Origin of the sequence: Anaerosacchariphilus hominis, assembly GCF_014290175.1 — a bacterium.
GTDB classification, from domain to species: Bacteria; Bacillota; Clostridia; order Lachnospirales; family Lachnospiraceae; genus Laedolimicola; species Laedolimicola hominis.
The window spans coordinates 334840-357285 of the sequence record NZ_JACOOR010000003.1 but is presented as its reverse complement, the minus strand read 5'-3'; the positions used below and the strand labels follow the sequence as shown (position 1 = coordinate 357285).

The window sequence follows — 22446 nt, the reverse complement described above, 5'->3', positions numbered from 1 at the left end:
CATGGAAACACAGGAGTAAAACATGAAGATTCGAATCGGTACAAGAAAAAGCAAACTGGCTCTGGTGCAGACCGACCTGGTGCGGCAGCGCATCGAAGCGGCCTTCCCGGAGGCAGAAATTGAAATCGTGGAGATGTCCACCAAGGGCGATGAGATTCTGGATAAATCGCTGACCTCCTTTGGCGGCAAGGGCGTATTTACTCAGGAGCTGGAGGAAGCCTTATTAAAAGAAGAAGTAGACCTGGCTGTTCACAGCGCCAAGGACATGCCTATGGAGTTTCCGGAAAGACTCTATATCGGCGCAGTCTTGGAGCGTGCCGATGTCCACGATGTATTGGTGACTACCACGGGCGTGAAAGCACGGGATCTGGCACCGGGCAGTGTCGTAGGAACCAGTTCTCTCCGGCGGGAATTACAGATGAAAGATCTGAACCCCACGGTACGGATCCGGATGCTGCGGGGCAATGTGCAGACCCGGCTTCGGAAGCTGAAAGAAGGTCAGTATGACGCGATTCTTCTGGCGGCAGCAGGTCTGGAACGGCTGGGCCTGGACAAAGAAGAAGGGATCCATCTGGAATATCTGGATACAGATAGTTTTCTTCCGGCGGCCGGTCAGGGAATTCTGGCTGTGGAGGCAAAAGAGGGGCGTTTTACAAAGGTTTTGGAGGCCATTCACTGTAAAGAGGCGGCGCTGGAGCTTGAGGCGGAACGGAGCTTTCTGGCGGCCATCGGGGGAAGCTGTAATGCCCCGGCGGCGGGACTGTGCGTTCCGGTAGCGCGATCCCTGAAAATGAAGGTACTGTACGCGCCGGAGGGAACGGCCGCGCTTCGGAGAGCCGAGGCTGTCGTGGATCTGACTGAGGCAGGCACACAGGCAGAAAAACTGGAAAAAGCGCGCACGCTGGGCGAAAATCTGGCAGGCGAAGTGAAGCGGGGCAAGGTCTGGCTCTTAGGCGCCGGCCCCGGCGACATGGGACTGCTGACACAGAAAGCCCTCTGGTGTATCCGACACGCGGATGTGCTGGTCTATGACAATCTGGCAAGCGGCGCCATTTTAAATGAGGCCAGAGAGGACGCAGAGCTCATCTATGCGGGCAAGCGTGCGGACAAGCACCATTTACGCCAGTGGGAGACCAACGCCCTTCTGGTGGAAAAGGCCCTGAAGGGCAAAAATGTGGCTCGGGTCAAGGGCGGCGATCCCTTTATCTTTGGCCGTGGCGGCGAGGAAGCCCAGGAGCTTTTAAAGGCTGGTGTGGAGTTTGAGATCATTCCGGGCGTATCTTCTTCCTACGCGGCTCCGGCTTACGCGGGCATTCCGGTGACCCACCGGGATTTTGCGTCCTCCTTCCATGTGATTACGGGCCATGAGAGTGCGGACAAGACCGGTCTGGTGCTGGATTACGCGACCCTGGCGAAAGAGGAAGGTACGCTGGTATTTTTGATGGGACTTAAAAATCTGCCCCATATCGCGGAAGAACTGATTACCCACGGAAAGGATCCGAAGACACCGGCGGCTGTGGTGCAGGCGGGAACGACGGCCAGACAGCAGGTAGTAACAGGCGTGTTGGAATCCATTGCGGAGACAGCGAAGCAGGCAGGTATTCAGACCCCGGCCATTACGGTGGTGGGCGATGTGGTGACTTTGCAGAGACAGCTTTCCTGGCTGGGCGACAAGCCTCTCTTTGGAAAGCGGGTACTGCTGACCGGTACGAAGCCCATGTGTGAAAAGCAGCGGGAGGTTCTTGCGGCAGACGGTGCGGAGGCGATTCCATTCAGTCTGATTTACACGAAGAAGCTGAGCACTCCGGCGACGGAGCAGGCATTTACAGAGATAAAGAATTACACCTGGGTGGTGCTGACCAGCAGCAACGGCGTGCAGTTCTTCCTGGATGAACTGAAAGAGCGGCGGATGGATATCCGGAGCCTCTATGGCCTGAAATTTGCGGTCATCGGTGCCGGTACGAAGGCAGCTCTGGAGGCGGCAGGTATTTACGCGGACTTTGTGCCCGGCCGGTATTCCAGTAAGGCTCTGGCGGTAGAGTGGATTCCGGGATTAACAGCGGCGGATAGAGTGCTGCTTTTACGCGCGGAGGAGGCTTCTTCAGAGCTTACAGAGGCATTGGATGCGGCAGGCGTTCCTTATACGGACGCAGCCCTCTATCACACTGCCCGGGACGAGCGCAAGGCCGAAGAGCTGAACCGTATTCTGCCGGAAATGGATTATATCACCTTTGCCAGCGCTTCGGCGGTGAAAGCCTTTGCGGCGATGGTGGACAAGCCGGAGAATATGACGGCGCGGGTCATCTGCATCGGGCCGGTGACGGAGAAAGCGGCGGTGCAGGCAGGCATTCCGGTGTATGCCAGCGCGGTGGTTTACACGGCGGAGGGTATCCGGGATGTACTGAGAAAAGATCACTTGAAAGGGAAAGTAAATTGACTCAGATAAAGAAATTCGTCTATTTACATGGCGGCGATATCCGCGGAGCGGCAGAGAAGAGCGGACGGAACGTAGCTGAGATTCTGGATTTTTCCGCTAATATCAACCCCTTAGGCATGCCGCCCGGCGTCCGGGAGGCTGTCATCGAAAGCCTGGACAGCTCCCTGAACTACCCGGATCCCTTTTGCCGGAGACTGCGGGCAGCGATTTCCGAAAAGCTGAATCAGCCGGAGGACTATATCCTCTGCGGAAATGGCGGCGCGGATCTGATATATCGACTGGTATACGCCCTTCGGCCCGGGCGGGCCCTGGTGACGGCCCCTGCCTTTGCGGAATACGAGGAAGCCATGTGTCAGACCGGGACGTGGATAGAGTTCTTTCCATTGGGGAAAACCTTAGAAATTACGGAGGCTTATGTGGATAAATTATCTCAGGAGCATGACATCGTATTTCTATGCAATCCGAATAACCCCACAGGTATTCTGACACCCCGCAGCCTCATAAAAAAACTGCTGGACAAAGCCAGGGCTCTGGATGTGCGGGTCTGCCTGGACGAATGTTTCCTGGATTTTGTAAAAAAGGAGGAGGATTATTCGGCGGCCGGCTGGCTCTCGGAATATCCAAATCTGATCATTTTAAAATCTTTTACAAAGATGTATGCCATTCCCGGTCTGCGGCTGGGGTATGTGCTCTCGGCGGACACGGATCTGCTGAACCGGATGCGCCTGGCAGGGCAGCCCTGGTCTGTGTCGGAGCCGGCCCAGGCCGCCGGAATCGCGGCTCTGAGGGCGGAAGGCTTCCGGGAACAGACGATCGATCTGGTGGATCGGGAGCGGGCATTTTTAAAGGAAAAGCTGGAAGAACTGGGGCTGTGTGTGTGCGACGGCCACGCCAACTACCTTTGCTTTCAGGCGGCAGGGGATGCGACTCTGGCAGACCGGATGCAGGGGGAAGGCATTCTGCTCCGCCGCTGCGCCAACTATCGCGGCCTCGGGCCGGATTATTACCGGACGGCAGTGCGCGGACATGATGAGAATCAAAAGCTGCTGGCAACCTTGAAAAAGGTTTTATAGCCCGGCAGCAGCGTATAGAAACAGATAGGAAGAAGTTTGGTGACAAAATGAGCGAAAAGAAAAAAGCAAAAGTAATCATGGTACAGGGAACCATGTCCAATGCGGGGAAAAGCTTCCTGGTGGCCGGACTCTGTCGGGTATTTAAGCAGGACGGCTATAAAGTGGCTCCCTTCAAATCCCAGAATATGGCCCTGAATTCCTATATCACAAAGGACGGCCTGGAGATCGGCCGGGCCCAGGCCATGCAGGCGGAGGCCGCAGATATCGAGCCTACCGTAGAGATGAATCCGATTCTCCTGAAGCCCACCAGTAACGTGGGCAGCCAGGTTATCGTAAACGGCGAGGTTCTGGGCAATATGAAGGCCATGGATTATTACGCCAACAAGCGCCAGCTGATTCCGGAGATTCAAAAGGCTTTCGATAAGCTGTCCGAGGAGTACGATATTATTGTGATCGAGGGCGCGGGCAGCCCGGCAGAAATCAATCTGAAGGACAACGACATCGTCAATATGGGCATGGCGAAAATCGCCAAGGCCCCTGTTTTGCTGGCAGGCGACATCGACCGGGGCGGCGTCTTTGCATCCCTCTACGGTACGGTAAAGCTGTTGGACGAGGACGAGCAGCAGAGGATCAAAGGCCTGATTATCAATAAATTCCGGGGCGATGTGGAAATCCTGCGGCCCGGCCTCTCCATGATCGAGGAGCGCACCGGTATCCCGGTGGTGGGTGTGGTGCCCTTGAAGCCGCTGGATATCGATGATGAGGACAGTCTGTCCGAGCGCCTGAATCATAAGGAGAAAAAGGGCGGCATCGATCTGGCAGTGGTAAAGCTTCCGCATATTTCCAATTTCACGGACTTCAACGTCTTTGAGGGCATGGACGGCGTTTCCCTGCGCTATGTGCGGGAGGTGAATGAGCTTGGCCGTCCCGATTTGATTTTCCTGCCGGGAACCAAGAACACCATGGACGATCTGGCCTGGCTTCGGGAGTCTGGTATGGAGACGGCGGTGCTTCGCTGTTCCGGGGACGGGATTCCGGTGGTAGGCATCTGCGGCGGTTATCAGATGCTGGGTGACGCACTGGAGGATCCGGACAATGTGGAGCATGGCGGAACCATGAGGGGCATGGGAATGCTTCATACAAAAACGGTATTTTCCAAGGTGAAGACCCGGACTCAGACCCGGGGCCGCATCAAAAATGAGGCGGAGCTTCTGGAGTTCGCCGGAAAAGAAGTGCAGGGCTATGAGATTCATATGGGCCGCACAGAGGCTCTGGGCGGCTGCCGGGAAACCATTTACCTGGAGGACGGTCGTGTGGACGGTCTGGCGAATCCGGAGGGAACGGTGTACGGCACGTACCTACACGGGATCTTCGACTACGGCGACCTGGCGGCCATGCTGGTGAGCCGTCTGATGGTGAAGAAGGGCCTCGATCCGAAAAACTGGCATTTTGACGCTCAGGCCCATAAGAAGCAGGAATACGACAAGCTGGCGGATCTGGTCCGCAGCTCTCTGGACATGAAGAAGATTTACGAGATATTGGAGGAAGGAATCGGATGTTAAATGAAATCGAAATTGTAAAGCCTATGGATATCGAAAAGCGCAGCATGGCGATTATCACGGAGGAGCTTCATGGCCGTACCTGGCCGGAGCCGGAGTTTTCCATCGTGAAGCGCTGTATCCATACCTCCGCGGACTTTGACTACGCGGACAATCTGTGCTTTTCCGAAAACGCGGCGAAGATCGGCGTGGACGCTTTGAATAAAGGCGCATCCATCGTTACCGATACCCAGATGGCGGCCTCCGGTATCAATAAAAAGCGCATGAAGGAATGTGGCGGCGAAGTCTACTGCTTCATGAGCGATCCGGATGTGGCTGCGGAAGCCAAAGAGCGGGGCTGCACCCGTGCGTCCATCTGCATGGAAAAGGCGGCAGAGCTTGGCAAACCATTGATTATCGCTGTGGGAAATGCGCCTACGGCTCTGATCCGCCTTTATGAGCTGATTCAGGAAGGTAAGATCAAACCGGAGCTCATCATCGGCGCGCCGGTGGGATTTGTGAATGTGGTGGAAGCCAAGGAACTGATTATGACTGCGGGCATTCCCTATATCGTGCCGCGCGGACGAAAAGGCGGCAGCAATATCGCGGCAACGATCTGCAACGCCATGCTATATCAGGGTGGAAGATAAAAATGACAGAAAATGGAAATAAAAAGTATATGGAACTGGAACAGTACAGAAAAGAAATGAAGCCATTGGACAGAGCTTCCGTAGAGGCAGCCTGGAAGCACTGGGATTCCCTCTGTAAGCCCTTGCGGGGTATGGGAAGACTGGAGGAAATGGTGGCGCAGCTGGCAGGGATCTACGGAACCTCCCGGATAGGGGAAATCGCAGATTTGAAGCCGGTGGTGGTCATCATGGGCGCGGACAACGGCGTGGTAGCCGAGGGCGTCAGCCAGACCGGCAGCGAGGTTACGGCCCAGGTGCTGGAAAATATGGGCGACCGCAAATCCTCCGTCTGCATCATGTCGAAGCAGATGGGGATCGAGGTGATTCCGGTGAATATCGGTATGTTCGTGGACGGTCAGCATCCCCGCATCCGGAACCGGGTAGTCCGCTATGGCACGGCCAATATGGCAAAGGAACCGGCCATGAGCCGGGAAGAAGCCGTGAAAGCCATCGAAACGGGAATTCAGGTGGTAAAAGAGCTGTATGAAGCGGGGCACCGTATGATTATCACAGGCGAAATGGGGATTGGAAATACAACTCCAAGCTCCGCCATGGCGGCAGTTCTGCTGGATAAAGACGTGGCTGAAGTGACCGGGCGCGGCGCAGGGCTTTCCAGCAAAGGTCTGGAGCATAAGATTGAAGTGATCCGCCGGGCCATCGAAGTAAATCAGCCGGATAAGAACGATATTCTGGATGTGCTTTCAAAAGTAGGCAGTCTGGATATCGCGGGTATGATAGGCTGTTATATGGGCGGCGCGATGATGGGCGTGCCGGTGCTGATCGACGGTTTTATTTCCTCCGTGTCTGCTTACTGCGCGGTGAAGCTTGTGCCGGAAAGTAAAGCGTATATGGTACCGACTCATTGCTCCGCGGAGCCTGCGGGACGGATGATGCTGGACGCGCTGGAAATGACAGCGCCCATTCAGGCGGGTATGCACCTGGGCGAAGGCACCGGGGCCGTGACGGCTTACAGCCTGTATCAATACGCACTGGCGCTGTACAACGGACTTCCCAGTTTTGCGGAAGGGAATGTGGAAGAGTATACGCACCAGAAATAAAAAAATCCACAAGGAGGTGCAAGTATGAAAAAGAAAAGGATCAAACTTCTGGCAGGACTGCTGACGGCGGCCATGGCGCTGTCTCTGGGCGGCTGCGGAAAGAAGAGCGGCGCAGAGAATGGAACGGAGCGGACAGAAGCGGAGACGAAAACAGAGACAAACGATACGGCAAATGTGTCCGACAGCGTGGACGAAGCCGCGTCCACAGATTCTGACAGCAATGCTTCTGCAGAGCTCAGCTTCGCGGATCTTCAGTATGTAGATTTCACATTTTCCAGCGGCGCGGGAGCCTGGTCCACGCAGTTGAACATTCACGCGGACGGCAGCTTTTCCGGGGAATACTGGGACATGGATATGGGAAGCAGCGGAGACGGTTACCCCAACGGAACCCAGTACGGCAACACTTTCACCGGAACCTTTACGGATTTAAAGAAGGTCAATGATTATACCTGGTCCATGAAGCTGGATAAAATCAATTACACCTACGAAATCGGAAAGGAAGAGATTCTCGATCAGATGCTCTATTCCTATACAGAGGCTTACGGTCTGGACGGTGCGGATGAAATAGAGATTTATCTGCCCGGTGCACCGATTGACCAGCTGCCGGAGGAGTTTTTACAGTGGGCGTGCAGCAATTATGATCGTCTTGAGGCCGAAGAGAACGGTCTTCCCTGCTACGGCCTTTACAATGTGGAGGGCGCAGAGGGATTTTCCGGCTATGATTTCATCGATACAGCGGTGGAATATGTGGGAAACGCGGCAAAGGCAGATCAGGAGATTGTCCGTTCCCTTCAGGAGGATCCTTCCCTTACCCAGGGGGATATGAATGTAAAGAGCAAGGAGCGCTATGATAACTGGGACGCAGCCCTGAATCTGGTCTGGTATCAGCTGAAGATGAAGGGCGTCCTGAAGGAAGATGACATGGAACAGCTTCTTACGGAGCAGCGGGAATGGATCAAAGAGAAAGAAGAAGCCGCTCAGAAGGCCGGAGAGGGGTCAGAGGGTGGCAGCATATGGGCCTGCCTGGTCAATGATAAAGCGGCAGAGCTTACGAAGGATCGGACCTATGTTCTTCTGAATATCCTGCTGGAGGCAGCAGGCCGGGAACCGGTGACTGCACAGTAAAAATAAGGAAAAACCAATGCTGGATCAATACGTCTATAAAAATAACAAAAAAATGCGGATGGGTTACACCACCGGCTCCTGCGCGGCGGCGGCTTCCAAGGCAGCGGCCTGGATGCTGCTTCATGGAAGGATTTTGCCGGAGGTGGAGCTGATGACGCCCAAGGGGATCGCTCTCCATCTGGAGGTGCTGGAACCGAAATTTTCAGATGCCAGCGCCTCCTGCGCCATCCGAAAGGACGCAGGCGACGACCCGGATGTGACGGACGGTCTGCGCATCTACGCCACAGTCAGCCGGACAGCGCAGCCGGGCGTCACCCTGGACGGCGGCGAGGGCGTGGGCCGGGTGACCCGGGCAGGTCTCGAACAGGCTGTGGGAGACGCGGCCATCAATAAAGTGCCCCGTCAGATGATTCGCGAAGGGGTAGAAGAAGTGTGCAGGGCGGCCGGATATACCGGTGGTCTGTCGGTGATCATTTCCATTCCGGGCGGCGCGGAGCTGGCCCGGAAAACCTTCAACCCGAGGCTTGGTATTGTGGGCGGCATCTCGGTTCTGGGAACCAGCGGTATCGTGGAACCTATGAGCGAGGAGGCACTGATTCAGACCATTCGTGTGGATATCAAAATGCAGCTGGCAGGAGGACGGAAATACCTGGTGCTGGTTCCGGGTAATTACGGCCTGGATTTCCTGGAGGATTATGAGCCGGAGGTGCTGAAGCGTTCCGTTAAATACAGTAATTTTCTGGGAGAAGCCATCGACGCGGCGGTGGAATTCGGCGCAAAGGGAATTCTGCTGGTGGGACATATCGGGAAGCTGGTGAAGCTGGCCGGTGGTATCATGAACACCCATTCCCGCAACGCGGACGCCCGGATGGATATCCTGACGGCCCATGCGGCTGTGCTGGGCGCGGATCAGGAGACAGCGATCCGGCTGATGAATTGTATCACCACGGATGAGGCGCTGGATATTCTGAAAGAGAAAGGACTTCTGGAGCCGGTCATGAGGCGGCTGATGGAACGCATGGAATTCTACGTGGATCACCGCAGCGGAAAGAGCCTGGAGCGTGGAATCCTGACCTTTTCCCTGGAGCAGGGAGTGCTGGGGGAATCATCGGATGTGCGGCGGCTGATTTCGTGTGTGAAAGAGGAGATGACAGCATGAAGCTTGCAATTATCGCATTTACCAGATCAGGCAGTATGTTTGCAAAACGGATCCGCGACGTGTATGAACAAAAAGGGAACGCCTGTGTATGCTGCTGCAAAGGTAAGGACGCGGCTGGCTGGGGACTTCCGATACTGGATAGCTCCCTGAAGGAATGGGCCGGTGAGATGTTCCGGGAATGTGACGGCCTGCTTTTTATCGGAGCTGCCGGAATCGCCGTGCGGACCATCGCGCCCTTTATAGTCAGCAAGGCCTCAGATCCGGCGGTGCTGGTCATGGATGAGCAGGGGCATTTTGTCATTTCCCTGTTATCCGGACACCTGGGCGGCGCCAATGGACTGGCCCGGGAGATTGCCGCCCTGGTGGGAGCCGTGCCGGTCATCACCACGGCCACCGATGCGGGAGGCCGTTTCTCTGTGGATGATTTCGCCCGCCGGGAAAATATGTATCTGGACAGTCTGCCTCTGGCCAAGGAGGTGGCGGCGGATATTCTGGAGCAGCGGACCATCGGTCTCTACAGTGATTTCGAGGTGGCGGGGCCCATACCGCCGGAGCTGTCCATCCAGAAAAAGGACGGGCTTGGCATCAGCATTTCCGTGGATGAGACCTACGATCCGTTTCCGCGGACCCTGCATCTGGTTCCGCGGATTGCGGTCCTGGGAATCGGATGTAAGAAAGGAACGCCGAAGGAGAAGATTCAGGAGCTGGTGGAGCAGGTGCTCCGGCAGAATCAGCTTTCCGGACATGCCATCGCGAAGGTGGCTTCCATAGACCTGAAAAAGGAGGAGCCCGGCCTTGTGGAGTTCTGCAGGCAGTGGGATCTGCCGTTTCTGGTTTATTCGGCGGAGGAACTGTCAGAGGTAGAGTGTGACGGAGGATTTTCGGAATCTTCCTTTGTCAGGCAGATCACCGGCGTGGGAAATGTATGCGAGCGAAGCGCCCTGCGCGCGGCAGGCAGAAAGAAGCTTTTTCAGCGAAAAGTGGCCCGGGATGGCGTCACCGTGGCGATAGCTCTGGGGGAATATACGGTAAATTTTGGATGAAGCATAGGCAAGAGGAACAGGTACATGAAACAGGTAATTGTATTTGCAGGAACGACAGAAGGAAGACAGGTAAGTGAGTGGCTGGCCGCCGCAGGCGTGGAGACTCTGTGCAGCGTGGCCACGGAATACGGCGGGCTGCTGGTGGAAAAGCAGCTTCATCTGAGCGTCCATCAGGGACGACTGTTGCCGGAAGAGATGGAGCAGCTTTTCACAGAGGAGGGAAAACCGCTGGTGTTGGATGTGACCCATCCTTACGCGGTGGCCGTGTCGGCCAATATCAAGACAGCCTGCGAGAAAGCCGGGTGTGAGTATCTGCGGTTGATTCGCCCGTCCCTGTTGTGCAAAAATATGGATGAACAGATTGTTATGGTAGAGAACGTCCAGGCGGCAATTGATTTCCTGAAAATGACAGAAGGCCCCATCTTTGTCACCACCGGCAGCAAAGAGCTTCCGAAATTTACGGATCTGCCCGACTATCAGAACCGCGTTTATGCCCGTGTTCTGGCTACCCCGGAGGTGGTGACCCAGTGTACCGAAGCAGGCTTCACCGGCTCCCATCTGATCTGTATGCAGGGTCCCTTCTCCAAAGAAATGAATCTGGCCATGCTTCACAGCACCGGAGCGTCCTGGATGGTGACGAAAGAGGCAGGCCGGGCAGGCGGCTTTGAAGAGAAAATGACGGCGGCAAAAGAGGCAGGCGTGAAGGTCGTGCTGATCGGCAGACCGCAGGAGCAGGCAGGGGTGTCTGTGGAAGATGGAGTGAAGCTGCTGGCGGAGCGGTTTCATATTCCATCCAATTCGCCTGATTCCCGCGACGGGAAAAGGATAGAAACAGCCTCAAAAGATGCTCATCACGGGGAAAACGACCGAGTCGCATATTTAGTCGGCATCGGCATGGGCACCCCGGATCATCTGACCGGCGAGGCCCGCGCTGCTTTTGAAAAGGCTGACTGCATTCTGGGTTCCGGCCGTATGCTGGATTCTTTTCGGGCCACCGGGAAACCCTTATTCGACGCCTATGATTCCGGCAAAATGCTCGGCTTTGTGCAGGAGCACCCGGAATATCGCACCATCGCCGTGGCTCTGTCCGGCGACGTGGGCTTTTACAGCGGCGCAAAGCGCCTGATTACCGCCTTTGAGGGCGCAGGCATCCGCACCGGACTGATTACGGGAATCTCTTCGGTAACCTATTTCTGCAGCCGCCTGAAAATCGCCTGGGAGGATGTGAAGCTTATGAGCATCCATGGCCGGAAAGAAAATCTCATTGCGGCGGTACGGATGCATTTTCGGACGTTTACCCTGCTTGGCGGAAAGGATACAGTGGCGTCCTTATGTGAAAAACTGGAAACTTATGGACTTGAGAAGGTGAAGCTTTCCATCGGTGAGCGCCTCCACTACCCGGAAGAGCGTATCACGGAAGGAACTCCGGCAGAGCTGAAAGAAAAGAGCTTTGACGGCCTCTGCGTAGCCATCATTGAAAATCCGGCTTACCGGAGCGGTCTTCCGAGCTGCATCCCGGACGAGGAGTTCAAACGTGGCGACGCGCCCATGACAAAAAGCGAGGTACGCAGCCTCTCTGTGGCCAAGCTGAATCTGAACCGGGATTCCATCGTCTGGGACATCGGCGCGGGAACCGGCTCTGTCACCATTGAAATGGCCCTGGCCGCGGCAGACGGACAGGTCTGCGCCATCGAGAAAAAGCCTGCGGCAGCAGCCCTTATCGAAGAAAACGCAAAGAAATTCGGCACTCCCAATGTGGAGGTCCATGTGGGAACGGCCCCGGAGGCCCTGACAGACCTGCCCGCCCCGACCCATGCCTTTATCGGCGGTTCTTCCGGCAATATGAAAGAGATTCTAAAGCTGCTGCTTCAGAAAAATCCCCGGGTCCGTGTGGTGGTCAATGCCATTACCCTGGAGACCGTGGCGGAGGCCAACAGCTGTTTCAAAGAGCTTGGCTTTACCGAGATAGACATTACCCAGATTCAGGCGGCCAAGGCCAAAAAGGTGGGCCCCTACGAGATGATGATGGGGCAGAATCCAGTGTATATTTTTGCCGGAACCGGAAAGGGGGAGGCATAAATGAGAGTACCCAGGATTATGCTGGCAGCTCCTGCCAGCGGGAGCGGGAAAACCCTGATTACCTGCGGAATTCTGCAGGCTCTTGTGAACCGGGGCTTTCGTACGGCTTCCTTTAAATGCGGTCCGGATTACATTGATCCTATGTTTCACAGCCGTGTCATCGGCGTGAAATCGGGAAATCTGGACACCTTTTTCACAGACAGGTCCGCCACCCGGTATCTGTTTGGCCGAAGGGCGGCAGAGGCGGAAATTTCCGTGGTGGAGGGCGTCATGGGATATTACGACGGTCTCGGCGGCATTTCCGAAGAGGCCAGCTCTTATGATGTGGCGTCGGCCCTGAATATTCCGGTGGTGCTTGTGGTCAATTGCCGCGGTATGAGCATTTCTGTGGTACCGCTGATCAAAGGCTTTCTGGAGTATCAGAACCCCAGCCAGATTCGGGGAGTCATTTTAAATCAGATGCCAAAGGCCCTGTATCCCGACATGAAAGCGCAGATCGAGCGCTGGCTGCCGGTGAAGGTGCTGGGTTATGTGCCGAAGGTGGAAGACCTGGTGCTGGAAAGCCGCCATCTGGGTCTGGTGCTCCCGGGCGAAATCGAAAGCCTGAAGGAGAAGCTGAACCGGCTGGCGGAGGTGCTGGAGGAGAGCATTGACCTGGACGCCTTTCTTGCCATGGCCTGGGAAGCACCGGATTTTACTTACGGGACGCCGGAGATTCCGAAGCTTTCCGGCACGAAAAAGGTCCGCATTGGCGTGGCTGAGGATGATGCCTTCTGCTTCACCTACCGGGATAATTTTCAGCTGCTTCGGGATATGGGGGCAGAACTGGTGCCTTTTTCTCCTATCAGGGACGCGGCGCTGCCAGAGGGGATCCAGGGCCTGATTTTGAGCGGCGGTTATCCGGAGCTTCACGCAAAGGCACTTAGTGAAAACAAAGCCATGCGGAGCGCCATTCACGACGCAGTAAAGGCAGGCCTTCCCTGTATCGCCGAGTGCGGCGGCTTTTTATATCTGCACCGGACGCTGGAGGGCTCGGACGGCGTAGAATATCCCATGGCAGACGTCATCGGGGCTAAAGCCTACCGGACGGATAAACTGTCCCGGTTCGGGTATATCGAAATGGAAGCAAAACAGGATCAGCTGATTCTGGCAGAGGGCGAAAAGGCCCGTGGTCATGAATTCCATTACTGGGAGAGCGAGGATTGCGGGGATTCCATTCACGCGAAAAAGCCCCTTCGGAAGCGGAACTGGGACTGTGTCCACGGGACAGAGAGCCTGTACGCGGGATTTCCCCATCTGTTCTTTTATTCCAATCCGGATATGGCCATTCGATTTTTACGGAAATGTAGTAACTGTTCCATACAGCACAGAGCACTTGCGGCTGAGGGCGTATAAAAATAATACAAGAGTGCAAAAGGTGAGGAAATACACATGCTTGCAGTAATTACAGGAGGAAGCGGAAGCGGCAAATCCGAGTATGCGGAGAGCGTAGCCACTTCCCTGGCCAGGCGGGACGGGCTCCCCTTATATTATATCGCCACCATGCGCCCCTTTGGCGAGGAGGGAAAGCGCCGGGTGGAGCGGCATCGGAAGCTCCGGTTTGGAAAAGGCTTTGAAACAATAGAATGTTATGTAAACTTAAAAGGACAGACGTTGCCGGAAAAGGGCGTGGTGCTCCTGGAATGTATGTCGAACCTGACGGCCAATGAGATGTTTGAGCCGGAGGGCGCGGGAAACAATACAGTGGAAGCAGTACTGGCAGGTGTGGCGGCACTTAAGGACCGCTGCGCCCATCTGGTTATCGTCACCAACGATGTCTTTTCTGACGGAATTACATATGATGAAGTAACAAAGCTGTATCAGGAGCGATTAGGAACCATTAACCGACGCATTGCGGCAGAGGCCGATGAGGCGACGGAGGTGGTCTGCGGCATTCCCCTGCGGCTCAAAAAGTAAAGGAAAGGTAACAATTCAGAATTTATGAAACGGATATGGAACAGTTTTAAAATCGCGTTTGCCATGTATTCTAAGATTCCCATGCCTCGGGCGGACTGGGAGAAGGAAAACATGCGCTATATGATGTGCTTTTTTCCCTTCGTGGGCATCGTCATCGGCGCGCTGATGGCAGGATGGAGCGTGTTAAGTGAAAAAGTCGGTGTGGGCGATACGCTCCGGAGCGTTATTTATGTACTGATTCCGGTGCTGGTGACCGGCGGTATCCATCTGGACGGCCTTTTGGATACGGCGGACGCTCTCTCTTCCTACCAGACAAAGGAGCGAAAGCTGGAGATTCTGAAGGATTCCAATGCGGGAGCCTTTGCGGTCATCGTGGCCTGCTGTTATTTTCTGGCCTGCTTCGGCTTCTGGAGCGAGCTTTCCGGACGGCAGGTGCTGGTGCTCTCCGGCGGTTATGTGCTGTCCCGGTCCATGAGCGGACTTTCGGTGGCGTCCTTCCCCTGTGCCCGTAAGACCGGAACCGTAGCGACCTTTTCCGACGCGGTGCAGGAGAGGACGGTCATGACCTGTCTCTATATTCTCCTGTTCCTGTCCGCAGGCTTCATGTGCTTTCTGGATGTGAAGCTCGGTACGGCAGCTGTGGTGGGGGCCTGGTGCACGTTTTTCTGGTATTATTGTATGTCTATGAAACAGTTTGGCGGCATTACCGGCGATCTGGCGGGTTGCTTTGTGCAGACCTGCGAGCTGGTCATGGCCATCTGCGTATGGGTAGCGGGAAAATTTTAGGAGGAACATGGGGTATGATACTGATTACAGGCGGAGCCTTTCAGGGGAAAAAAGCCTATGCGATGGAGCATTTTCACCTGACAGACGATGATTTTGTAAAGGGAACTGACTGCGCGGAAGCTGAACTTTTTCAGGCAAAGGCAGTGGCTGATTTTCAGGAATATGTACGCCGGGTGCTGAAGAAAGGCGGCGACGCGTCCACCCTGGCGGAAAAATTGTATACAGAAAATCCGGAGATCCTTGTGATTACGAACGAGCTGGGAAGCGGCGTCATTCCGGCAGATCCCTTTGACCGCCAGTGGAGGGAGGCCTCCGGACGGGCAGCCTGCGATCTGGCGAAATACGCAGCCCAGGTTCATCGGGTGGTCTGCGGTATTGGGACGGGGATCAAAGGATGAAGGAGCTGTATCTGATCCGCCATGGAAAGACCTATGGCAATACTCTGGGGCGCTATATCGGAACCACCGACGAATCCCTGTGCGCGGAGGGAAGAAAAGCCCTGCAGGCTATTTTCGAAGCGGAGCTCTACCCCATGCCGGACATCCTGTACGGAAGTCCCCTGAAGCGCTGTCAGGAGACGGCAGCAATTTTGTTTCCGGGCAAAGGCGTCCGTCTGGTTCCGGAGCTTCGGGAATGTGATTTCGGTGAATTCGAAAATAAGAATTACAGGGAACTGTCCGGGAACGTGGCCTACCAGGCCTGGATTGACAGCAACGGCACCCTGCCCTTTCCGGGTGGCGAAAGCCGGGAGGGCTTTGAAAAGCGCTGTCGGGAAGGGTTTGCGGAGTTGCTGAACGGCTTACGGGACGAGTCCTTTCGCCGCGCGGCCCTTGTGGTTCACGGCGGCACGATTATGAGTATTCTGTCTGCTTACGCGGCGGAGAAAGAGGAGTTTTATCACTGGCAGGTTCAGAACGGAGAAGGCTTCCGTATGCTTTGGGATGAGACAGAAAAAGGAGGCATCATTTTACATGAAATATCACATATACGCCCTGATACTGGGCTTTCTGCTGGATCTGATCTTCGGTGATCCGCGGATTCTTTATCATCCCATCTGCATCATCGGAAACCTGATTTCCCATGGGGAAAAGCCTTTTCGCAAAGTATTTCCGAAGACAGAAAAGGGAGAGCTGACCGCAGGCGTGTTCTTCTGCATTTTTGTGGTGGGCGTGTCTACGGCAGTGTCCTTCGGACTTTTATATCTGGCCCGGAAAATCAGTTTCCTGCTGTATTTTGCCTTACTGACCCTCTGGAGCTTTCAGATTCTGGCAACAAAATCTCTGAAAACGGAAAGTATGAAGGTTTATGACGCACTGAAAGAGGGCGATTTGGAGAAAGCCCGCCATGCGGTGTCTATGATCGTGGGACGGGATACGCAAAGCTTAAGCGCAGAAGGAGTGGCAAAAGCGGCCGTGGAAACCGTGGCGGAGAATTCCTCCGACGGCGTGGTAGCTCCGCTCCTTTTCCTGGCTCTGGGCGGTCCGACTCTGGGCTTCTTTTACAAGGCCGTGAATACCCTGGATTCCATGGTTGGTTACAAGAACGATAAATACCTGTATTTCGGCCGCTTCTCTGCGAAGCTGGACGATGTGCTGAACTATATTCCTGCCCGCGTAAGCGGTCTTCTGCTGGTGCTGGCAAGCCCCCTGGCAGGACTCAATATGGCGAACGCCTGGAAAATCTGGCGTCGGGATCGCCGCAATCATGCCAGTCCCAATTCCGCCCAGACGGAGTCTGCGGCAGCAGGAGCCCTTGAGGTACAGCTGGCCGGGGACGCCTGGTATTTCGGCAGGCTCTACAAAAAGCCCACCATAGGAGATCCCATCCGTCCGGTGGAGTATGAGGATATCCGGCGTATGAACCGGCTTATGTATGCGGGCGTGATGCTGGCGCTGGTGCTTGTGGCGGCGGTCGCGGGAGCAGCCGGGGTGCTGGTGTAAGAGAAAAAAACAACGACGATATACACAGAAATTCAGGAGGTGCTGTCCTATGAAAAAATCATGTATCCATATTTACTGCGGCGACGGCAAGGGAAAATCCACCGCAGTCACAGGGCTTGCGGTTCGGGCGGCGGGCAGCGGCAGGAAGGTCATTTTCACACAGTTTATGAAGGATGGAAAATCCTCGGAGCTGAAGGTACTGCGGGAGCTGCCCGGGGTTACGGTGCTGACCTGTGAGAAGCAGTTCGGTTTCTTCTGGAATATGACCGATGAGCAGAAAAAAGAGGCGGCGAACGCCTATCAGGAGCTGTTCGACAAAGCCACAGAGCTGGCGGTTAAAGAGAACGCTTTTTTACTGGTGATGGACGAGTTCATGTCCTGTTATAATCACGGCATGCTGAATCGGGAGAAGGCACTGGAGTTCCTGAAAAACCGGCCGGAAAGCCTGGAAGTGGCACTGACCGGCCGGGATCCGGCTCAGGAGCTTCTGGAGCTGGCGGATTATGTCTCCGAGGTTCGTAAAATCAAGCATCCCTTTGACCAGGGCATTCATGCCCGGAAGGGGATTGAGCTGTAAAGATGAATAGTAAAGTCTTGACAGCCCCCTGCATTTAGTGATAATGTGAAATGCGTGAGTTGTAAAACAGCGGAGCAATCCGCGGCTATATCTAAAACTGAATGATGAGGTGCAAAGACATGCAGGAATTGAAACCGATCAAAGAAGGTAAGGTACGCGAGATTTATGACAACGGCGACAGCCTGATTATGGTAGCCACAGACCGTATCAGCTGCTTCGATGTGATTCTTCATAATGAAGTGACAAAGAAGGGCGCGGTGCTGACCCAGATGTCCAAATTCTGGTTCGATATGACAGAGGATATTCTGCCGAACCACATGATTTCCGTTGATACCAAGGATATGCCGGAATACTTCCAGCAGGAGAAGTTCCAGGGCAAATCTATGATGTGCAGAAAGCTTCAGATGCTTCCCATCGAGTGCATCGTCCGCGGTTATATCACAGGCAGCGGCTGGGCCAGCTACAAGGAGAACGGAACGGTCTGCGGCATTAAGCTGCCGGAGGGGCTGAAGGAATCTGACAAGCTGCCGGAGCCGATTTATACACCGTCCACCAAGGCGGAGATCGGCGACCATGACGAGAATATTTCCTATGAGCAGAGCATTGCTCATCTTGAAAAATACTTCCCGGGCAAGGGAGAGGAGTACGCAAAGGCTCTTCGCGACAACACCATTGCCCTCTACAAGAAATGCGCGGAGTACGCCCTGAGTAAGGGCATCATCATCGCGGACACCAAGTTCGAGTTCGGTCTGGATGAGAACGGCAACCTGGTGATTGGCGACGAGATGCTGACCCCGGACAGCTCCCGTTTCTGGCCCGCAGACGGCTACGAGCCGGGGCACGGCCAGCCCTCCTTCGACAAGCAGTTCGCACGCGACTGGCTGAAGGCCAACCCGGACAACAACTGGACCCTGCCCCAGGAGATCGTGGACAAGACCATCGAGAAATACCTGCAGGCCTATGAGATGCTGACCGGTAAGAAGCTGGAAGTATAAAAGAATATAAGAAGTTTGCGACACGGATAGGTTCCATTTTGGGATCCTGTCCGTGTTTTTATTTTATACGGTCAAAATAAACATAGAAGTCGACTGCTTTTCACGTATTTTTATAAAAAACACCGTTATGTTTTGAAAAACAGGTGAAAGTTCTGCCCCGCTGTGATACACTGTATACAGAATCATTTCCGCTCGGGTAACAGCGGAAAGCGAGACAGATTTGGGTTTGGGAGGAATAGGGTATGAAATGTATCAACACAACGGACGCGGTGGGCCATGTGCTCTGCCACGACATCACACGCATCGTCAAGGACGTGGTCAAGGACACCGCATTCCGCAAGGGACACATCGTCACCGAGGAGGACATTCCGGTGTTACTTTCTCTGGGCAAGGATCATCTTTACGTCTGGGAGAAAGACGAGAACACCCTGCACGAAAATGAGGCCGCGGAGATTCTCTGCGGCGTCTGTAAGAACGAAAACATGCATCCCACCGATGTGAAAGAGGGTAAAATCGAACTGGTGGCAGACTGCGACGGCCTGTTCCGGGTGGACGTGCCGCGCCTGGACGCCATCAACGAAATAGACGAGATTATGATCGCCACCCGGCATAATAACACGCCGGTGAAAAAGGGCGACCGGCTGCTTGGCACTCGCGTGATTCCGCTGGTCATCGCAAAAGAAAAGATGGAGCTGGTAAAGGAGACTGCAGGCCCCGGGCCGCTGGTGTCCCTGACGCCCTATAAGCCCATGAAAGCGGGCATTGTCACCACCGGAAATGAGGTATACTACGGACGGATCAAGGATACATTTACTCCGGTTATCATTGACAAACTGGCTTCTTACGGTATCGAAGTCAGCGGTCACATTCTCTGTGACGATAATATGGAAAAAATCACCAATGCAGTTCTGCAATTAAAAGAAGAAGGAGCCGACCTGATTCTCTGCTCCGGCGGTATGAGTGTAGATCCGGACGACCGGACCCCTGGTGCCATCAAAAATACCGGGGCCCGTATCGTATCCTACGGCGCGCCGGTACTGCCGGGAGCCATGTTCCTGCTTGCCTATCTGGAAGACGGTACGCCCATCATGGGACTGCCGGGCTGCGTCATGTATGCCAAAGCCACGGTCTTTGATCTGGTGCTGCCCCGCATCGCGGCAGGCGTGGAGGTGACGAAAAAAGATCTGGCCCACATGGGAAATGGCGGCTTCTGTCTGGGATGCAAGACTTGTCATTACCCCAACTGCGGCTTTGGAAAAGGCGTATAAGGGGGCGTGACCTATGGGAGGAATTACAACAGAGGAGGCGCTTTGTCTGGTTTTACAGCATACGCCGGTGATACAGGAGAAGGAACAGATTCAAATCGCGAATATTTCAGGCCGGGTATTGGCGGAGGACGTGAAAACCGTCTTTGATAATCCGCCCTTTCACCGCTCGCCCATCGACGGCTATGCCTGCAGGGCTGCGGATTTAACCGACGCCTCAAAGGAACAGCCAGTCTGTCTTACAGTCCTGCGGGAAATCGACGCGGGTGATTATTCTGAGGAAGAGGTACTGAGTGGTCAGGCTGTCCGTATCATGACCGGTGCGGCCATTCCGCCCGGCTGCGACTGCTGTGTCCGTCAGGAGGATACGGATTACGGCGAGGAGATCGTGCAGATCTACAAGGCCGAGCGGCAGTGGAGCAACTATTGCTTCAAGGGCGAGGATTTCAAGGCCGGGCAGGTACTTCTGAAGGCCGGGCGGGAACTGGGATTTGTGGAAGCAGGAGTGCTGGCCGGCATGGGCGTTTCCAAAGTATCCGTATACCGTCGTCCCCGGATCGCTGTCCTGACCACCGGAAATGAAGTAGCTCAGCCCGGAGAGCCTCTTGCCCCCGGCAAAATCTACGATATCAACCAGAAGCTTCTGGCGGCCCGCCTGCTGGAACTGGGCGCGGAACTGACCGAGGTCCGGTCTGTGCCGGATGAGCCGGAGCAGATGGCAGAAGCACTGAAGAAGGCCGCGAAGGAAGCGGATCTGCTCGTTACCACAGGCGCTGTGTCTGTGGGAAAAAAGGATATTATGCACGAATCGCTGGCGCTCATTGGCGCAGAGCGTGTGTTCTGGGGCATTCAGGTGAAGCCCGGCATGCCGACCCTGTTTTCCGATTATGCAGGCATTCCGGTTATGAGTCTCTCCGGCAATCCCTTCAGCGCCCTGGTTATTACGGAATTGCTGCTGCGCCCCATGCTGGCAAAAATGATGCGGAAATCCTCATTGGAACTGGTACGCGTAAAGGGCACCCTGGCGGATGCCTTTGGAAAACCCAGTCCGGGTCGGCGCTTTGTGCGGGCTTACTGGGAAAACGGCGTCTTCCATCTGCCGGAGGGACTGAATTCCAACGGCGTGCTGGCTTCCATGGTGGGCTGCAACTGCCTGCTGGATGTGCCCGCAGGATCCGGCGCGCTGAAGCCCGGGGATCCGGCGGAGGCGATTTTACTATGAGTATTTTCTTTGCGATAAGCGGAGTGAAGAATTCCGGAAAAACCACCTTGATTACCAAGCTCCTGCCGGTCCTGACCGACCGGGGGCTGAAAGTGGCGACCATCAAGCATGACGGTCACGATTTTCAGACAGATGTGCCGGGTACGGATACTTTTGCCCATTTCCAGGCTGGGGCTTACGGCACGGTTGTCTTTTCTGATCACAAATACATGGTCGTAAAACAGTGGCAGGACGAGGTTTCGAAGAAAAAACTGACGCCGGAGCAGATGGCGGCTGCCTGGTTCCCGGAGGCAGATCTGATTCTGCTGGAGGGCTTCAAGGACAGTGATTATCCGAAGCTGGAAATTATTCGCAGAGGAAATTCATCGGACTGTGTCTGTAAAGAGCATAACTTACGTGCCGTCGTGACCGATCTGGATCAGGGAGAGATAACGGGAGTGTCGGAAGAAGTGCCTGTATTCGGGTTAGAAGATACAGAGCAGATTGCAAAATTTATTTTAAAGGATTTACGGTAATGTGCTATAAAAACTATCCTATTTATCGGAAAAAGTAAAGGAGATCGTATGAAAACAGGAGCATTGATCATAGCTTCCGGCGATTACGGAGAGGAGCAGCGGGACAACGAGGGCATCCCCGTGTTCCTCCCCATGTACCCGCTGGACGGTACCACCGTCATCAAGGGGGAGCTTGCCAAGCTTCGCAAAGCCGGAATCTCTCCGATTGTAGTGCTTACCGGCTGCCACAGCGAAACATTGAAGCTGCACCTGAGCCACAATAATGTCATTTTCATAGAAGACGGGGAGTACCGGGAGCACAGCTTCGAGGAAAGTCTTGCAATCGGTCTGACCGGATGCGCGCCGTTGATGGAGCGTGTTCTTGTGCTGCCGGTGGAATACCCGGCCTGTGCCGACAGCACCATCAAGGAATTGCTGGCTATGGAGAAGTCTGCCATTCCGACTTACAAAGGGCAGGAGGGATGGCCAAAGAGTGTAATTTTATCTGAATCGGAAATGAATCTTACAGAGAAAATCAATTTTGATGTTGAAACCGGGAGTCAGATCCTGTCTACGGAAGATCCCGGCGTCACCTACTCCCTGCAGGAAGAAGGAGGCGTCGAGCGCATCACCCGCTACCTGAAGGCCCAGTGGGACGCCACCACCCTCCATTTCAAGACTAAGCTGGTCATTTCCAAAGAAGAAGACTTCTTCGGTCCCGGCGTTTACCACCTGCTCCAGTACATCGATGAAACTGGCTCCATCCAGGCCGCCGCCGCCAAAATGAACATGTCCTACTCTAAAGGCTGGAAAATGATCAACAAAGTGGAAAAGGAGCTGGGTTTCCGCTTTCTGAACCGCTGCAACGGCGGCAAAAACGGCGGAAGCTCCACCATCACCCCCGAAGGCCGTCTCTTTATGGAGCGATATCACGCCATGTTAGAGGATATGAAGCGGATTACGAGGGGATTCTTTGAGGTTTATTTTGGGGAGTTTCAGTGAGGTTAGTG

Annotated in this window: 21 protein-coding genes; all 21 read left to right on the top strand. The window is 54.8% G+C overall.

The window, feature by feature from the left end; genetic code table 11:
- Nucleotides 1-22: 22 nt before the first annotated feature.
- The 21 genes from hemC to H8S44_RS06530 all read left to right on the top strand — a co-directional run bounded on the left by hemC (nucleotide 23) and on the right by H8S44_RS06530 (nucleotide 22438).
- Nucleotides 23-2437, top strand: a complete 2415-nt coding sequence (gene hemC / locus H8S44_RS06630) for a hydroxymethylbilane synthase (protein WP_186871801.1) — start codon at nucleotides 23-25, stop codon at nucleotides 2435-2437.
- Nucleotides 2434-3510 (top strand): threonine-phosphate decarboxylase CobD, encoded by a 1077-nt coding sequence (cobD, locus tag H8S44_RS06625; protein WP_207724093.1) that lies wholly within the window; start codon nucleotides 2434-2436, stop codon nucleotides 3508-3510. The genes hemC and cobD overlap by 4 nt, the downstream gene beginning before the upstream one ends.
- A 47-nt stretch (nucleotides 3511-3557) precedes the next feature.
- On the top strand, nucleotides 3558-5072 hold the full coding sequence (locus tag H8S44_RS06620; RefSeq protein ID WP_186871800.1) for a cobyric acid synthase: 1515 nt from the start codon (nucleotides 3558-3560) through the stop codon (nucleotides 5070-5072).
- Complete coding sequence (locus H8S44_RS06615) at nucleotides 5066-5698, top strand: precorrin-8X methylmutase (protein ID WP_186871799.1); 633 nt, start codon at nucleotides 5066-5068, stop codon at nucleotides 5696-5698. Before H8S44_RS06620 ends, H8S44_RS06615 begins: the two co-directional genes overlap by 7 nt.
- 2 nt (nucleotides 5699-5700) lie before the next feature.
- The gene (cobT, locus tag H8S44_RS06610; RefSeq protein WP_243167493.1) at nucleotides 5701-6795 is read left to right on the top strand and encodes a nicotinate-nucleotide--dimethylbenzimidazole phosphoribosyltransferase; all 1095 of its coding nucleotides are present in this window, start codon (nucleotides 5701-5703) and stop codon (nucleotides 6793-6795) included.
- 24 nt (nucleotides 6796-6819) lie between these two features.
- A complete protein-coding gene (locus H8S44_RS06605; protein WP_186871798.1) occupies nucleotides 6820-7920 on the top strand; it encodes a lysozyme inhibitor LprI family protein in 1101 nt (366 codons plus the stop codon).
- Nucleotides 7921-7936: 16 nt separating this feature from the next.
- A complete protein-coding gene (gene cbiD, locus H8S44_RS06600; protein ID WP_186871797.1) occupies nucleotides 7937-9079 on the top strand; it encodes a cobalt-precorrin-5B (C(1))-methyltransferase CbiD in 1143 nt (380 codons plus the stop codon).
- The gene (locus tag H8S44_RS06595) at nucleotides 9076-10122 is read left to right on the top strand and encodes a cobalt-precorrin 5A hydrolase (RefSeq protein ID WP_186871796.1); all 1047 of its coding nucleotides are present in this window, start codon (nucleotides 9076-9078) and stop codon (nucleotides 10120-10122) included. The genes cbiD and H8S44_RS06595 overlap by 4 nt, the downstream gene beginning before the upstream one ends.
- Before the next feature lie 24 nt (nucleotides 10123-10146).
- Nucleotides 10147-12201: a precorrin-6A reductase gene (gene cobK, locus H8S44_RS06590; RefSeq protein WP_186871795.1), complete on the top strand. Its 2055-nt coding sequence runs from the start codon at nucleotides 10147-10149 to the stop codon at nucleotides 12199-12201.
- Nucleotides 12202-13596 carry a cobyrinate a,c-diamide synthase gene (locus H8S44_RS06585; RefSeq protein ID WP_186871794.1) on the top strand — a complete coding sequence of 465 codons (1395 nt, stop codon included), beginning with the start codon at nucleotides 12202-12204 and terminating at the stop codon, nucleotides 13594-13596.
- A gap of 36 nt (nucleotides 13597-13632) precedes the next feature.
- Nucleotides 13633-14157, top strand: a complete 525-nt coding sequence (locus H8S44_RS06580) for a bifunctional adenosylcobinamide kinase/adenosylcobinamide-phosphate guanylyltransferase (protein ID WP_186871793.1) — start codon at nucleotides 13633-13635, stop codon at nucleotides 14155-14157.
- 24 nt (nucleotides 14158-14181) lie between these two features.
- Nucleotides 14182-14943, top strand: coding sequence for an adenosylcobinamide-GDP ribazoletransferase (cobS, locus tag H8S44_RS06575; protein WP_186871792.1), 762 nt, complete (start codon nucleotides 14182-14184; stop codon nucleotides 14941-14943).
- 14 nt (nucleotides 14944-14957) lie between these two features.
- On the top strand, nucleotides 14958-15341 hold the full coding sequence (locus tag H8S44_RS06570; protein ID WP_186871791.1) for a bifunctional adenosylcobinamide kinase/adenosylcobinamide-phosphate guanylyltransferase: 384 nt from the start codon (nucleotides 14958-14960) through the stop codon (nucleotides 15339-15341).
- Nucleotides 15338-15973, top strand: coding sequence for a histidine phosphatase family protein (locus tag H8S44_RS06565; protein ID WP_186871790.1), 636 nt, complete (start codon nucleotides 15338-15340; stop codon nucleotides 15971-15973). The genes H8S44_RS06570 and H8S44_RS06565 overlap by 4 nt, the downstream gene beginning before the upstream one ends.
- Entirely contained in the window at nucleotides 15915-16883 is a 969-nt protein-coding gene (gene cbiB / locus H8S44_RS06560) for an adenosylcobinamide-phosphate synthase CbiB (protein ID WP_186871789.1), read from the top strand. Before H8S44_RS06565 ends, cbiB begins: the two co-directional genes overlap by 59 nt.
- Nucleotides 16884-16932: 49 nt before the next feature.
- Nucleotides 16933-17460: a cob(I)yrinic acid a,c-diamide adenosyltransferase gene (locus H8S44_RS06555; protein WP_186871788.1), complete on the top strand. Its 528-nt coding sequence runs from the start codon at nucleotides 16933-16935 to the stop codon at nucleotides 17458-17460.
- Between the two features lie 119 nt (nucleotides 17461-17579).
- Nucleotides 17580-18455, top strand: a complete 876-nt coding sequence (locus H8S44_RS06550; RefSeq protein ID WP_186871787.1) for a phosphoribosylaminoimidazolesuccinocarboxamide synthase — start codon at nucleotides 17580-17582, stop codon at nucleotides 18453-18455.
- A 242-nt stretch (nucleotides 18456-18697) separates the two neighbouring features.
- Nucleotides 18698-19723 carry a molybdopterin-binding protein gene (locus H8S44_RS06545; protein ID WP_186871786.1) on the top strand — a complete coding sequence of 342 codons (1026 nt, stop codon included), beginning with the start codon at nucleotides 18698-18700 and terminating at the stop codon, nucleotides 19721-19723.
- A gap of 13 nt (nucleotides 19724-19736) precedes the next feature.
- Nucleotides 19737-20942, top strand: coding sequence for a molybdopterin molybdotransferase MoeA (locus H8S44_RS06540; protein WP_186871785.1), 1206 nt, complete (start codon nucleotides 19737-19739; stop codon nucleotides 20940-20942).
- Nucleotides 20939-21457 (top strand): molybdopterin-guanine dinucleotide biosynthesis protein B, encoded by a 519-nt coding sequence (gene mobB / locus H8S44_RS06535; RefSeq protein WP_186871784.1) that lies wholly within the window; start codon nucleotides 20939-20941, stop codon nucleotides 21455-21457. Before H8S44_RS06540 ends, mobB begins: the two co-directional genes overlap by 4 nt.
- 48 nt (nucleotides 21458-21505) lie before the next feature.
- Nucleotides 21506-22438: a LysR family transcriptional regulator gene (locus H8S44_RS06530; protein ID WP_186871783.1), complete on the top strand. Its 933-nt coding sequence runs from the start codon at nucleotides 21506-21508 to the stop codon at nucleotides 22436-22438.
- Nucleotides 22439-22446: the final 8 nt, after the last annotated feature.

What these genes read in the sequence shown, in the direction of transcription:
- H8S44_RS06550 (WP_186871787.1), top strand. Translation starts at nt 17,580, where the DNA reads ATGCAGGAATTGAAACCGATCAAAGAAGGTAAGGTACGCGAGATTTAT.
- H8S44_RS06615 (WP_186871799.1), top strand. Translation starts at nt 5,066, where the DNA reads ATGTTAAATGAAATCGAAATTGTAAAGCCTATGGATATCGAAAAGCGC.
- H8S44_RS06530 (WP_186871783.1), top strand. Translation starts at nt 21,506, where the DNA reads ATGAAAACAGGAGCATTGATCATAGCTTCCGGCGATTACGGAGAGGAG.
- H8S44_RS06540 (WP_186871785.1), top strand. Translation starts at nt 19,737, where the DNA reads ATGGGAGGAATTACAACAGAGGAGGCGCTTTGTCTGGTTTTACAGCAT.
- H8S44_RS06580 (WP_186871793.1), top strand. Translation starts at nt 13,633, where the DNA reads ATGCTTGCAGTAATTACAGGAGGAAGCGGAAGCGGCAAATCCGAGTAT.
- H8S44_RS06595 (WP_186871796.1), top strand. Translation starts at nt 9,076, where the DNA reads ATGAAGCTTGCAATTATCGCATTTACCAGATCAGGCAGTATGTTTGCA.
- hemC (WP_186871801.1), top strand. Translation starts at nt 23, where the DNA reads ATGAAGATTCGAATCGGTACAAGAAAAAGCAAACTGGCTCTGGTGCAG.
- H8S44_RS06570 (WP_186871791.1), top strand. Translation starts at nt 14,958, where the DNA reads ATGATACTGATTACAGGCGGAGCCTTTCAGGGGAAAAAAGCCTATGCG.
- H8S44_RS06585 (WP_186871794.1), top strand. Translation starts at nt 12,202, where the DNA reads ATGAGAGTACCCAGGATTATGCTGGCAGCTCCTGCCAGCGGGAGCGGG.
- H8S44_RS06605 (WP_186871798.1), top strand. Translation starts at nt 6,820, where the DNA reads ATGAAAAAGAAAAGGATCAAACTTCTGGCAGGACTGCTGACGGCGGCC.
- cobT (WP_243167493.1), top strand. Translation starts at nt 5,701, where the DNA reads ATGACAGAAAATGGAAATAAAAAGTATATGGAACTGGAACAGTACAGA.
- cobK (WP_186871795.1), top strand. Translation starts at nt 10,147, where the DNA reads ATGAAACAGGTAATTGTATTTGCAGGAACGACAGAAGGAAGACAGGTA.
- cobS (WP_186871792.1), top strand. Translation starts at nt 14,182, where the DNA reads ATGAAACGGATATGGAACAGTTTTAAAATCGCGTTTGCCATGTATTCT.
- cbiD (WP_186871797.1), top strand. Translation starts at nt 7,937, where the DNA reads ATGCTGGATCAATACGTCTATAAAAATAACAAAAAAATGCGGATGGGT.
- H8S44_RS06555 (WP_186871788.1), top strand. Translation starts at nt 16,933, where the DNA reads ATGAAAAAATCATGTATCCATATTTACTGCGGCGACGGCAAGGGAAAA.
- H8S44_RS06565 (WP_186871790.1), top strand. Translation starts at nt 15,338, where the DNA reads ATGAAGGAGCTGTATCTGATCCGCCATGGAAAGACCTATGGCAATACT.
- H8S44_RS06545 (WP_186871786.1), top strand. Translation starts at nt 18,698, where the DNA reads ATGAAATGTATCAACACAACGGACGCGGTGGGCCATGTGCTCTGCCAC.
- cbiB (WP_186871789.1), top strand. Translation starts at nt 15,915, where the DNA reads ATGAAATATCACATATACGCCCTGATACTGGGCTTTCTGCTGGATCTG.
- H8S44_RS06620 (WP_186871800.1), top strand. Translation starts at nt 3,558, where the DNA reads ATGAGCGAAAAGAAAAAAGCAAAAGTAATCATGGTACAGGGAACCATG.
- mobB (WP_186871784.1), top strand. Translation starts at nt 20,939, where the DNA reads ATGAGTATTTTCTTTGCGATAAGCGGAGTGAAGAATTCCGGAAAAACC.